Origin of the sequence: Winogradskyella psychrotolerans (assembly GCF_018860545.1) — a bacterium.
Lineage (GTDB): Bacteria > Bacteroidota > Bacteroidia > Flavobacteriales > Flavobacteriaceae > Winogradskyella > Winogradskyella psychrotolerans_A.
In genome coordinates, this window is the sequence record NZ_JAHKPN010000039.1 from 122,996 (window position 1) to 134,725 (window position 11,730).

Here is an 11,730-nt window from a genome sequence, read left to right on the forward strand (position 1 = left end):
TAAAAGACGTTTAAATTAAATCATTATTATATGAAAATATTAGTATGTATTAGCCATGTACCTGATACAACATCAAAGATTAATTTTACCGAAGGTGACACAAAGTTTGACACTGCTGGTGTTCAATATGTTATTAATCCTAATGACGAATTTGGTCTAACGCGTGCCATGTGGTTTAAAGAAAAACAAGGTGCTAGTGTAGACGTTGTTAATGTTGGCGGCCCAGAGACGGAACCAACGTTAAGAAAAGCCTTAGCTATTGGTGCAGATTCTGCCATACGAGTCAATACACCTGCTACAGATGGGTATGCCGTGGCTAAACAATTGGCAAAAGTGGTGAATGATGGAGGTTATGATTTAGTAATTGCCGGTAGAGAGTCAATTGATTATAATGGAACTATGGTCCCAGGTATGTTGGCTGCCATGATTGATGCTAATTTTGTAACTAATTGTATCAGTTTAGAAGTTGATGGTACCAGCGCCAAAGCGGTAAGAGAAATCGATGGAGGAAAAGAAACGGTAAGTACTTCTTTGCCTTTGGTTATAGGTGGTCAAAAAGGATTAGTTGAAGAAAGTGATCTTCGTATTCCAAACATGAGAGGTATAATGATGGCGCGTAAAAAGCCGTTAACAGTTGTAGAGCCAACTGATGCTAATGCTGAAACTAAAACCGTAAGTTTTGAAAAACCAGCTCCTAAAGGTGCCGTTAAATTGGTTGATGCCGATAATATAGATGAATTAGTCAACTTACTTCATAACGAAGCTAAAGTGATTTAATCTGTCATTCCTGCATCGGTAGGAAATCGAAGATTCAGCGCATGCTAATCCATAAAATAAATTTTAATAACATAGATTCCTGCTTTTGCAGGAATGACAAAAATAAAAATTATGTCAATTCTAGTATATACAGAGTCCGAAAACGGAAAATTTAAAAAGGCAGCTTTAGAAGTGGTATCATACGCAAAAGCTGTTGCAGACCAAATGGGAACAACAGTAACAGCAGTAGCTGTTAATGCAGATAATGCAGAAGCACTGGGGGACTATGGGGCGACTAAAGTACTTTTAGTAAATGACGAGTCCTTAAAAGCATTTAATGCCAAAAAATATGCAGCTATTATAGAAAGCGCAGCAAAAAATGAAGATTCAAAAGTGGTGGTGGTTAGTGCAAGTGCAGATAGTAAATATGTAGCACCATTGGTAGCCGTAGGTTTAAATGCAGGTTATGTGTCTAATGTTATAGCTGCACCATCTAATGTGTCTCCATTTACAGTAAAACATTCAGCATTTACAAATAAGGCATTTGCTAATACAGAAATAACTACCGACGTAAAAATTGTTGGTTTATCTAATAATTCATTCGGATTGGTAGCATCTGAAGGTAGTGCTTCAGTAGAGGATTTTTCTCCTTCAATTCCAGAATCTGGAGTTACTGTAGAGTCTGTAGATAAAGCGACTGACAAAGTGAGTATTGCTGATGCAGAAATTGTTGTTTCAGGAGGAAGAGGATTAAAAGGTCCTGAAAATTGGGGAATGATAGAAGAACTTGCAGACGTTTTAGGAGCAGCAACAGCTTGTTCTAAACCCGTTTCAGATTTAGGGTGGAGGCCTCATAGCGAGCACGTTGGGCAAACAGGAAAACCTGTAGCGTCTAATTTATATATTGCTATTGGTATTTCTGGGGCAATTCAGCACTTAGCAGGGATTAATTCATCGAAAGTAAAAGTGGTGATCAATACAGATCCAGAAGCGCCATTTTTTAAGGCTGCAGATTATGGAGTTGTAGGTGATGCATTTGAAGTTGTGCCAAAATTAATTGAAAAATTAAAGGCTTTTAAAGCTGCAAACGCATAATTTTATTACCTTGTAGTCTTCAATACTAAATCAGTCTAAAATGATGAGGTATTAATAAGGACTGTTTAAATTTAGAAGTTCTCTTGATCACTTGCGTTTTATCGAAAGTATCAAGAAAATTAACCAAATCTGCGCAATGCAGTTGGTAAAGTCCAAATTTAAACAGTTCTTTGTGTTTTATAAATTATGAGTTTAGTTCGTTTAAATATAAAAGGCATTTCTTACAGTCAAACCCAGAATGGTGCCTACGCTTTAATACTTAATGAAGTTGATGGTGACCGAAAGTTGCCTATAGTTATAGGTGCTTTTGAAGCGCAATCTATTGCTATTGCTTTAGAAAAGGAAATTCGTCCTCCACGTCCTTTAACTCACGATTTATTCAAAAACTTCTCAGACCGTTTCGATATTGTTGTGAAGCAAGTTATTATTCATAAGCTAGTTGATGGTGTTTTTTACTCTAGTTTAATTTGCGAACGCGATAAAATCGAAGAAATTATTGATGCCAGAACTAGTGATGCAATCGCATTGGCGCTACGTTTTCAGGCACCAATATTTACCTACAAAAACATATTAGATAAAGCAGGAATCTATCTTAAAGTCAATCCTAAAAAGGAAGATGAAGAAGAACAGGATAGTATACTTGTAGACGACCTTATTGTTGAAGAAATTGAAGCAGCATCTGCTGAACAAGAAGGTTATAAAAATAAATCTCTCGAAGAACTCAATGCACTTCTCGAAGAAGCCGTTAATAATGAAGATTATGAAATGGCTGCTAAGATTAGAGACGAAATTTCTAAACGCTAACTAACACTTTTTACATATGAATCAGTTTTTCAAGGCTTTTCTGGCTATTTTTCTTGGACTTTCGTCAATAACAGCTCAGGAACTTGAAAAAACATGGGAGTCAACAACTTCTGATAACAGCTATACGACCTTAGAATTTAAGAAAGGAGAATTCAACTTTTCTTCTAATACAGTAGACGATCTAGAAGGCGATTATATGTATCAAAATAATTTATTGGTACTTTATCATAATGATTCTTTAAACTCTATAAAAAGATATAAAATCACAGAACTTACAGATTCTACACTGGTTTTCTCAGGTAATGAGATGCGTTTTGATTTAGTATCTAAAAAAGATGAAATTATAGTCCAGTCACAAGATGTTCAAAGTGATATAATACCAAATCAAGGGTTTTCTTTTACCAGTTTATGGAGAGGTATATTAGGAATGGTAACCTTGATATTTATTGCTTTTTTATTCAGTAGTAATCGTAGAGCTATTAATTGGAAAACGGTGGGCATTGGTTTGCTTTTTCAATTAATCATTGCTATTGGAGTATTAAAAATTGATTTTATTAAGTCGGCTTTCGAATTCATTGGTCAAGGATTTATTGAAGTACTTAAGTTTACCCAAGCAGGTAGTGAATTTTTATTTGGAGGCATGTTAGATATTGAATCCTTTGGTTTCATTTTTGCGTTTCAAGTATTACCAACCATTATCTTTTTCTCAGCTTTAACTTCAGTCCTTTTCTATTTAGGGTTAATTCAAAAAGTTGTAAAAGGCATGGGATGGTTATTGTCTAAACTGTTGGGTATTTCTGGTGCAGAAAGTTTAAGTGTTGCAGGTAATATCTTTTTAGGGCAAACGGAAGCTCCGTTATTAATAAAAGCCTATCTAGAGCGAATGAATAAGTCTGAAATTCTCTTAGTTATGATTGGTGGTATGGCTACTGTAGCAGGAGCTGTTTTAGCAGCTTACATTGGCTTCTTAGGTGGTGATGATATAGAATTACAATTATTTTATGCTAAGCATTTGTTAGCAGCTTCTGTTATGGCAGCTCCAGGTGCGATAGTGATTTCAAAAATATTGTTTCCCCAAACAGAGAAAGTGAATACTGATGTGACCGTATCTCAAGAAAAAATAGGTTCTAATATTTTAGAAGCTATAGCCAACGGAACAACAGAAGGTTTAAAATTGGCCGTTAATGTAGGGGCAATGCTTTTAGTTTTCGTAGCGTTTATTGCTATGATTAATGGGATTTTAGGAGGTCTTGCCGGATTTGATGGTATAATAATTGAAAAATGGAATGTCCATTGGCATTTCACATCTCTAAACGAAGTTATTGCAGCAAATACTGTATATGATAGCTTGTCGTTAGAATTTCTTTTAGGGTATTTATTTGCACCATTAATGTGGTTAATAGGTGTAGCTGGTGAGGATATGGCATTAATGGGGCAATTGCTTGGTATAAAGCTAGCAGCAAGTGAATTTATCGGATATATTCAGCTGGCAGATTTAAAAAATGCGGCAAGCGCAACGCATCTTACTTATGAGAAGTCGATAATAATGGCCACGTATATGTTATGTGGTTTTGCCAACTTTGCATCTATAGGAATTCAAATTGGAGGTATTGGTTCTTTAGCACCTGGCCAACGTACCCAATTGTCTAAATTTGGTATGAAAGCTTTAATAGGAGGAACGATTGCTTCTCTAATTTCGGCGACTATTGCCGGAATGATTATTGGGTAACTAACATGTTCTTGAGAAAACAAGAATCTCATCAATACTAGTTAAGTTAATAACTTTATAATATATAGTAGAGCTTCAAATATAAATTTTTGAAGCTTTTTTTTATTTTCGTACTCTGATATGCTGAACTTCTATCTGCTTACAACCAGATGTTTCAGCATCTCATCCAAATATAATTTCAGTTTAATTTAATAAGATTTCTGCCTTCGCAGGAAGTAATATGAAACAATATCACGACTTAGTAAAATACGTTTTAGCGGAAGGCAACGAAAAAGGAGATAGAACAGGAACAGGAACTAAAAGTGTTTTTGGGTATCAAATGCGTTTTGATTTAAGTAAAGGTTTCCCGATGGTAACCACTAAAAAATTACACTTAAAATCTATTATATACGAATTGTTATGGTTTCTAAAAGGGGATACCAACACGAAATACCTAACCGAAAACGGAGTAAGAATCTGGAACGAATGGGCAGATGAAAATGGAGACCTTGGACCCGTTTATGGTCATCAATGGAGAAACTGGGCTAGTGAAGATATTGATCAGGTTAAAGAAGTCATTCAAACCTTGAAAAATAATCCAAACAGTCGCAGAATGTTGGTTTCTGCTTGGAATCCTTCGGTTTTACCAGACAACTCAAAGTCATTTTCTCAGAATGTAGCGAATGGAAAAGCAGCATTACCACCTTGTCATGCCTTTTTTCAGTTTTATGTTGCTGACGGTAAATTATCGTGTCAACTCTACCAACGTAGTGCAGACATTTTTTTAGGAGTGCCATTTAATATTGCGTCTTATGCCTTGTTCACGATGATGATGGCACAGGTTTGTGGGTTTGAAGCTGGTGATTTTATCCACACATTTGGTGATGCTCATATTTACAATAACCATTTAGAGCAACTAGAATTACAATTGTCTAGAGAACCAAGACCACTGCCAAAAATGATTTTGAATCCTGAAATTAAAGATATTTTCGATTTCAAATTTGAAGATTTTACATTGGAAGACTATAATCCGCATCCTCATATAAAAGGTAAAGTTGCCGTTTAAATCTATAGAATGAAGTATTTCGCAATTGTATTCACGTTTTTATGTGGCGTGTTATTAAGTGCCCAAGAGAAAGAATATATAACATATCCTGTTTACAGAGGTTGTCACCAAGAATTAAGTTTTGAAGAGACGAAGCAATGTACTTCAGATAAAATTATAGATTATATCAAAGTGAGTTTTAATTATGAACTCGCAGATAAAGTTTTTCCAACGGAATTAACCACTCAATTTCATGTAGAATTTACCATCAATAAAAAAGGTAGAACAGAGCAAATTAATGTCAAAGCGCATCATAAAGCGATTGCTGTAGATGTTATTCAGCTCATAAAACGAATGCCAAAATTTAAGGCACCAGGCACCACTAATGGAGAAGCTGTTGATACACATTTTAGTGCTTTAATGACGGTTAGGTTATTAGGGTAAAATAAAAAGCGACTCAAAATGAATTGAGACGCTTTTATTAATGTCTTTGTTTATAGAAATATTCTATAAATTGATCACACAGTTTTCCGCACCTGCAAATTCGTTAAATGCATAAGCATCTGCTTGATCATCATTGGTATACGCACCATCCACAAGGTATCTAAATTCATAAGAATTATCACTTGGTAAGTCAACTGTACCTTTAAAGGTTCCGTTTTTTAATTTCTTCAGTTCAGTAGCTTCAGTATTCCACTCGTTAAAGCTTCCAACAACTGCTACACTTTTTGCCTCTTCTGCAGGCACAGAAAATGTTACCTTACAAACGGGCTTACTTTTTAAATACTGTTTTTTAATTGCCATAATAATATAAAATATAAATTTATGTATACATACAAAAGTATAAAAGAAAAGCACAAAAAATATCGATTAAATACCTAAAAACTAAATAATTATCGATTTCTTAATATTGTAATTATTTTTTGTTATTGAATGTAAATTATAAACACTTAATTTATGGGATTAATAACAATGTATTCATTTGCTTCATCACTGATAATCAGCAATATCGTTTTCTCGAAAGACGATGTAATAAACTCTTAAATTCGCGATGGAGATTTACTAAAAAAACAAGTATCTTTATCTTATTAAATTACAATTATGTTTAGTAAGAAAAAACAAGTATCCTCAATAGATAAAGACCAATTAGAGCTCATTGAAAATGCGCAAAAACGCATCAAACAAAAGAAGCGATTATATATTCATTTTGTGATTTTTTTAATAGGTGCTGTCTTTTTAATTGTAGCGAATACCGTTTTAGGTATCGGTAAGGATTTTAAAATTGCAGGTATTAATTGGTTTGTTTATGCCATTTTTGCTTGGTTATTTTTATTTATCTATCATTTTATTACGGTGTTTATCACCCATAAATTTATGGGTAAGGATTGGGAGAAACAACAACTAGAAAAACTAGTAAATCAACAAGAATTGCGCATTGATAAGTTAAAGCAGAACTTTGTAAAAGAGGAAACTAAAATTGCTCAGACACAAGCGTATACTGAAGCAACAGACAATGCAATTAGTGATCAAAAAAAAAAGACCTCTGAGTTAACAATTATCGTGGCTGCAGGAGAAAATAATGCTATTGGTAAAGACAATGATTTAATTTGGCATCTAAGTGATGATCTGAAACGCTTTAAATCTTTAACAAACGGTCATCATATTATTATGGGACGAAAAACGTTTGAGAGCTTTCCTAAACCCTTACCTAATAGAACTCATATTGTCATTACGAGACAAAGAGATTATAAAGTTCCAAGTGGTGTAATCGTCGTTAACTCGCTAGATGATGCGTTGGATGCTGCTAGGTTAGATAAACAGCCTTTTATTATTGGTGGTGGTGAAATCTATAAGCAGTCGATGTCTTTTGTGGACAAGCTTGAAATTACTCGCGTACATGCTGACTTCGAAAATGCCGACACGTTTTTTCCAGAAATAGATGAAACGAAATGGCAAGAAATTAGTAGAACTGCTCATGATGCTGATGAAAAACATAAATTTGCTTTTTCTTTTATTACCTATGTGAAGAAGTAGAAATTTATTACGTTTAGATACTGTATTTTCTAAAATTAATGCAAAACAAAACACCCTAACTAAAATATAGTTAGGGTGTTTTTATGATCTATTATGATGACGCTTACTAAATTTCAAAAGCAGCTTTTACCTTATCAACATAATCTAATTTTTCCCAAGTAAATAACTCTACATCTAAAGTAATAGGAGCTCCATTAGGTTGTTGGAATGTTTTGGTAACTGTTTCATGTTGTCGTCCCATGTGTCCATATGCAGCAGTTTCGCTATACATTGGCTGACGCAATTTTAAACGCTCTTCAATAAACGCAGGTCGCATATCAAATAGGCTTTCAACAGTTTTTGCAATTTCACCATCAGTTAAGTTAAAATGACAAGTTCCATACGTGTCAATAAAAATACCCATTGGTTTAGCAACACCAATAGCATAAGAAACTTGCACTAAAACTTGGTCACATAAACCTGCGGCCACTAAATTCTTTGCAATATGTCTTGTAGCATAAGCCGCACTACGATCTACTTTACTTGGATCTTTTCCTGAAAACGCTCCACCTCCGTGTGCACCTTTTCCTCCGTACGTATCAACAATAATTTTACGACCTGTTAACCCTGTATCTCCATGTGGACCTCCAATAACAAATTTTCCTGTTGGATTAATATGGTAAGTTATATCATCATTAAATAAGTGTTGAATATGCTCTGGCAACTTAGCAATAACTCGAGGTATTAATATTTCAATTATATCTTTTCTAATCTTGGCCAACATCACGTCATCAGCATCAAACTCATCATGTTGTGTAGAAACTACGATAGCATCAATGCGTTGCGGTGTATTATCATCACTATATTCAATAGTGACCTGACTTTTAGAATCCGGTCTCAAATACGTGATATCTTTATTCTCACGACGTAACTCCGCTAATTCTTTTAAAATTATATGCGATAAGTCTAAAGCTAAAGGCATAAAATTTTCAGTTTCGTTGGTAGCGTAACCAAACATCATACCTTGGTCACCTGCACCTTGCTCTTCTTTAGTAGCTCTATCAACACCACGGTTAATTTCTTCTGATTGCTCATGGATTGCAGATAAAACTCCACAAGAGTTACCATCAAACATATAGGCGCTTTTTGTGTAACCTATTTTGTTTATAGTGTCTCTCGCAATTTTTTGAACATCTAAATAGGTGTTAGAATTCACTTCACCTGCAAGAATAACCTGTCCTGTAGTTACTAAAGTTTCACATGCAACTTTAGATTCTGGATCAAAAGCTAAAAAGTTATCGATTAGAGCATCACTAATTTGATCTGCTACTTTGTCTGGGTGACCTTCAGAAACACTCTCTGAAGTAAATAAATATGGCATAAGTCCTATGTTTAGGTTATATTAATTTATAGAAAAAAAATTCAGATTGCTTGGTCGCCAGAGAAGTTGTAAACTTACTGCTTTAGCATTTTTTGTTTCAGCTAAATTTTAATTCAGCGTCAGAGGTTGCAATCAGATCAAATTTTTCCTCTCAATTTTGAGGCTACAAAAGTAGAAAAATTATATGTAAAGTCATTTTATTTAAGTTTTTTTATGATTTAATTTTTAGGCTTGACCTATTTTGAATACATTTTTCGGGCATAAAACTCAAGTCTATATTGAGATTTTACAGCTATAAATGAGGATATTAGCACGTTTTATATCCTAAGTGTTTTTTGAAATGGTCTAATTATGTCCTTTAATTTTGTGATTTCAATTTCTAAATAGATGTTTTTTAGGTTTCTATAAGGATTAGATGTTATTTTTGTAAAAAAAAATGAACTATGAAAGCATTATTCCTTATTTTAAAACTCATTGTTATTCTAATTCTTTTTGGTGGTTGTAGTTCTGAGGATTCAGATCAAGGAGAAGAAGTTGTAGATAGTTTAGTCGTATCTATGGTTTCGGTATTTTCGGCAAATGAAGAAACACAGTCTTTTAATGTGACGTCAAATATAGATTGGAGTATCGTTGATGATTCTAGTTGGATCACAACAACACCTTCAAGCGGAACAAATAATGCTGTTATAGATATTGCTGTAGAGGCCAACCCAACCTTTAATGACCGCTCCGGATTGGTTACTGTTCAGGCAGGTGATATATCTAGAGTTTTAATAGTTACACAAGAAGGATCAGAGGATACCTCAGGAAATTTAGACCCAAATAAAGCACCTTCAGAAAATTTTGATTTATCTACATGGAATTTAAGTGTGCCTTTAGATCAAGGTAATGGTACTGCAAGAACTATAACTGTCAGTCAAATTAACAATGGTTATGAAAATGACGATTATTTTTATACTGCTGATGATGGAGGTATGGTCTTTAAATGTCCGGTCGATGGTTTTAGAACTTCTGAAAATACAAGCTATACGAGAGTAGAGTTACGGGAAATGCTTAGAGGAACAGACACGAGTATAAGTACACAAGGGGTTAATGAAAATAACTGGGTTTTTGGCACTGCTCCCGTTGCAGACATAAATGCTGCGGCAGGTTATGATGGTGAAATGAATGCGACGCTTGCCGTAAACCATGTAACAACAACGGGTGATAATAGCCATTTAGGCAGATTGATTATCGGACAAATACATGCTAATGATGATGAACCGATCCGTTTATATTACAGAAAATTACCAAATAATACCTTAGGGTCTATTTATTTTGCCCATGAACCTACAGATGGAAATGGTGCGGAACAATGGTACGAAATGATAGGCTCTAGAAGTAACAGTGCATCTAATCCTGAAGACGGTATAGCGCTAAATGAAAAATTTAGCTACAGGATAAAAGTAGTTGGGGATGATTTAACGGTTACAATAATAAGAGATGGTAAGCCTGATGTTATTCATACCGTAAATATGGTAAACAGTGGTTTTAATGTAGGTGGACAATACATGTACTTTAAAGCAGGGGTTTATCAAGCGAATAATTCTGGAGATGATGATGATTACGCACAGGTAACTTTTTATGCTTTAGAAAAATCACACACTACAAATTAGTATATCCTTTTTTAAATACTTATAATAGCACAATGCTTTCAAAGAAAACAAAATACGGAATTAAGGCTTTGGTGTACCTAGCACGAGAGAAGGATAGGGTTCCTGTTCAAATTTCTACGATTTCGAAATCCGAGAATATTTCTCAAAAATTCTTGGAAAGTATATTGTTGACTTTAAGAAAAAATGGTCTATTAGGTTCAAAAAAGGGCAAAGGAGGTGGCTATTATTTATTAAAGGATCCTAAAGACATTCAAATGACAACGGTAATGCGATTGTTAGAAGGTCCCATTGCTATGGTGCCTTGTGTGAGTTTAAATTTCTACGAAAAATGTGCGGACTGTATAGATGAAGAGGCTTGTGCGGTCAATAAATTAATGCTTAAAGTCCGAGATAATACACTAGAGATATTCCGAAATACGACACTAGCTGATTTGTGTAATTAGCAGATTTCCATTTTTTATATTTTTTTTTTTGAAATAATTACCGCATTACTAGGAATAAATTTATATGTTTGCATTACTCTACTAAATCTATAGGGTTTAAAGATTGGGTGATTAATAGCGAATTATGAATAGCATAAAATGGGGAAGATGATAAATATTGATATAGACCATTGGAATAAAAAATTGAAAGATAAAACTCCAATTGAAATTGCAGAATGGGCATTGACACTATCTGAGAATAGAATTGTAACAACCAGTTTTGGAATTTATTCTTCCGTTTTATTAAGCACAATGTCTAAACTCGATAAAGATATTAGAGTCGTTTGGTGTGATACTTTATACAACCAACCGAGCACTTACGAGCATGCTTCTCATCTCATTGATAAATACAAACTTAATATTTTGAAATATCAGAGTTTATATACCAAAGAAGAAATTGATTCTACCATTGGCTTACCAAATTTAGAAGATGACAATCATGCTATTTTTTCGGAGGCTGTAAAACTAGAGCCTTTTAGACGTGCTTTAAAAGAGCAGAATCCAGATATATGGTTTACCAACATTAGAGTAAGACAAACAGAATATAGAGACAAGAAAGATATTTTAAGTTTTAGCAAAGATGGTATTTTAAAGGTGAGTCCATTTTACTATTGGAGTGATACGGATTTAGACGCCTATATAGAAGCGCACCAACTCGAAAAAAATAGTGATTATTTCGATCCTATAAAAGCACTTCTCAATAGAGAGTGTGGGATACACTTTCAGTAAAAAAATATAAAAGTAAAGGTTATAAATACCTCAATAAACGCGTTTAATTATCCTATTAAATC

The 11,730-nt window shown here is 34.0% G+C and carries 12 protein-coding genes; 10 read left to right on the plus strand and 2 right to left on the minus strand.

Annotated elements, in window-relative coordinates:
* Positions 1-30: 30 nt before the first annotated feature.
* The 6 genes from KO515_RS13050 (at position 31) to KO515_RS13075 (ending at position 5,852) form a co-directional block, all read left to right on the plus strand.
* Positions 31-777: an electron transfer flavoprotein subunit beta/FixA family protein gene (locus tag KO515_RS13050; protein WP_215936782.1), complete on the plus strand. Its 747-nt coding sequence runs from the start codon at positions 31-33 to the stop codon at positions 775-777.
* A 111-nt stretch (positions 778-888) separates the two neighbouring features.
* Complete coding sequence (locus KO515_RS13055; protein ID WP_215936783.1) at positions 889-1,851, plus strand: electron transfer flavoprotein subunit alpha/FixB family protein; 963 nt, start codon at positions 889-891, stop codon at positions 1,849-1,851.
* A gap of 186 nt (positions 1,852-2,037) precedes the next feature.
* Positions 2,038-2,655 carry a bifunctional nuclease family protein gene (locus tag KO515_RS13060; protein WP_215936784.1) on the plus strand — a complete coding sequence of 206 codons (618 nt, stop codon included), beginning with the start codon at positions 2,038-2,040 and terminating at the stop codon, positions 2,653-2,655.
* A gap of 16 nt (positions 2,656-2,671) precedes the next feature.
* On the plus strand, positions 2,672-4,384 hold the full coding sequence (locus tag KO515_RS13065) for a nucleoside transporter C-terminal domain-containing protein (RefSeq protein ID WP_215936785.1): 1,713 nt from the start codon (positions 2,672-2,674) through the stop codon (positions 4,382-4,384).
* Between the two features lie 220 nt (positions 4,385-4,604).
* Complete coding sequence (locus KO515_RS13070; protein WP_215936786.1) at positions 4,605-5,429, plus strand: thymidylate synthase; 825 nt, start codon at positions 4,605-4,607, stop codon at positions 5,427-5,429.
* Between the two features lie 9 nt (positions 5,430-5,438).
* Positions 5,439-5,852, plus strand: a complete 414-nt coding sequence (locus KO515_RS13075; RefSeq protein ID WP_215936787.1) for a hypothetical protein — start codon at positions 5,439-5,441, stop codon at positions 5,850-5,852.
* Between the two features lie 63 nt (positions 5,853-5,915).
* On the opposite strand, the gene KO515_RS13080 is transcribed toward KO515_RS13075, so the two are convergent.
* Positions 5,916-6,212, minus strand: a complete 297-nt coding sequence (locus KO515_RS13080; RefSeq protein ID WP_215936788.1) for an isoamylase early set domain-containing protein — start codon at positions 6,210-6,212, stop codon at positions 5,916-5,918.
* Between the two features lie 297 nt (positions 6,213-6,509).
* Here KO515_RS13080 and KO515_RS13085 point away from each other — a divergent pair, with 297 nt between their 5' ends.
* Positions 6,510-7,442 (plus strand): dihydrofolate reductase, encoded by a 933-nt coding sequence (locus KO515_RS13085; protein ID WP_215936789.1) that lies wholly within the window; start codon positions 6,510-6,512, stop codon positions 7,440-7,442.
* Positions 7,443-7,548: 106 nt separating this feature from the next.
* Here the strand turns inward: KO515_RS13085 and metK are convergent, their stop codons facing one another.
* Positions 7,549-8,802 carry a methionine adenosyltransferase gene (gene metK / locus KO515_RS13090; protein WP_215936790.1) on the minus strand — a complete coding sequence of 418 codons (1,254 nt, stop codon included), beginning with the start codon at positions 8,800-8,802 and terminating at the stop codon, positions 7,549-7,551.
* A gap of 443 nt (positions 8,803-9,245) precedes the next feature.
* Here metK and KO515_RS13095 point away from each other — a divergent pair, with 443 nt between their 5' ends.
* The 3 genes from KO515_RS13095 to KO515_RS13105 all read left to right on the plus strand — a co-directional run bounded on the left by KO515_RS13095 (position 9,246) and on the right by KO515_RS13105 (position 11,668).
* Positions 9,246-10,457: a polysaccharide lyase family 7 protein gene (locus KO515_RS13095; RefSeq protein ID WP_252723867.1), complete on the plus strand. Its 1,212-nt coding sequence runs from the start codon at positions 9,246-9,248 to the stop codon at positions 10,455-10,457.
* A gap of 32 nt (positions 10,458-10,489) precedes the next feature.
* The gene (locus KO515_RS13100; protein WP_215936791.1) at positions 10,490-10,900 is read left to right on the plus strand and encodes an RrF2 family transcriptional regulator; all 411 of its coding nucleotides are present in this window, start codon (positions 10,490-10,492) and stop codon (positions 10,898-10,900) included.
* Between the two features lie 147 nt (positions 10,901-11,047).
* On the plus strand, positions 11,048-11,668 hold the full coding sequence (locus KO515_RS13105; protein ID WP_215936792.1) for a phosphoadenosine phosphosulfate reductase domain-containing protein: 621 nt from the start codon (positions 11,048-11,050) through the stop codon (positions 11,666-11,668).
* Positions 11,669-11,730 lie beyond the last annotated feature (62 nt).

Excerpts from the sequence above, each read along its gene's own strand:
- KO515_RS13050 (WP_215936782.1), top strand. The coding sequence starts at position 31 with ATGAAAATATTAGTATGTATTAGCCATGTACCTGATACAACATCAAAG.
- KO515_RS13055 (WP_215936783.1), top strand. The coding sequence starts at position 889 with ATGTCAATTCTAGTATATACAGAGTCCGAAAACGGAAAATTTAAAAAG.
- KO515_RS13060 (WP_215936784.1), top strand. The coding sequence starts at position 2,038 with ATGAGTTTAGTTCGTTTAAATATAAAAGGCATTTCTTACAGTCAAACC.
- KO515_RS13065 (WP_215936785.1), top strand. The coding sequence starts at position 2,672 with ATGAATCAGTTTTTCAAGGCTTTTCTGGCTATTTTTCTTGGACTTTCG.
- KO515_RS13070 (WP_215936786.1), top strand. The coding sequence starts at position 4,605 with ATGAAACAATATCACGACTTAGTAAAATACGTTTTAGCGGAAGGCAAC.
- KO515_RS13075 (WP_215936787.1), top strand. The coding sequence starts at position 5,439 with ATGAAGTATTTCGCAATTGTATTCACGTTTTTATGTGGCGTGTTATTA.
- KO515_RS13080 (WP_215936788.1), bottom strand. The coding sequence starts at position 6,212 with ATGGCAATTAAAAAACAGTATTTAAAAAGTAAGCCCGTTTGTAAGGTA.
- KO515_RS13085 (WP_215936789.1), top strand. The coding sequence starts at position 6,510 with ATGTTTAGTAAGAAAAAACAAGTATCCTCAATAGATAAAGACCAATTA.
- metK (WP_215936790.1), bottom strand. The coding sequence starts at position 8,802 with ATGCCATATTTATTTACTTCAGAGAGTGTTTCTGAAGGTCACCCAGAC.
- KO515_RS13095 (WP_252723867.1), top strand. The coding sequence starts at position 9,246 with ATGAAAGCATTATTCCTTATTTTAAAACTCATTGTTATTCTAATTCTT.
- KO515_RS13100 (WP_215936791.1), top strand. The coding sequence starts at position 10,490 with ATGCTTTCAAAGAAAACAAAATACGGAATTAAGGCTTTGGTGTACCTA.
- KO515_RS13105 (WP_215936792.1), top strand. The coding sequence starts at position 11,048 with ATGATAAATATTGATATAGACCATTGGAATAAAAAATTGAAAGATAAA.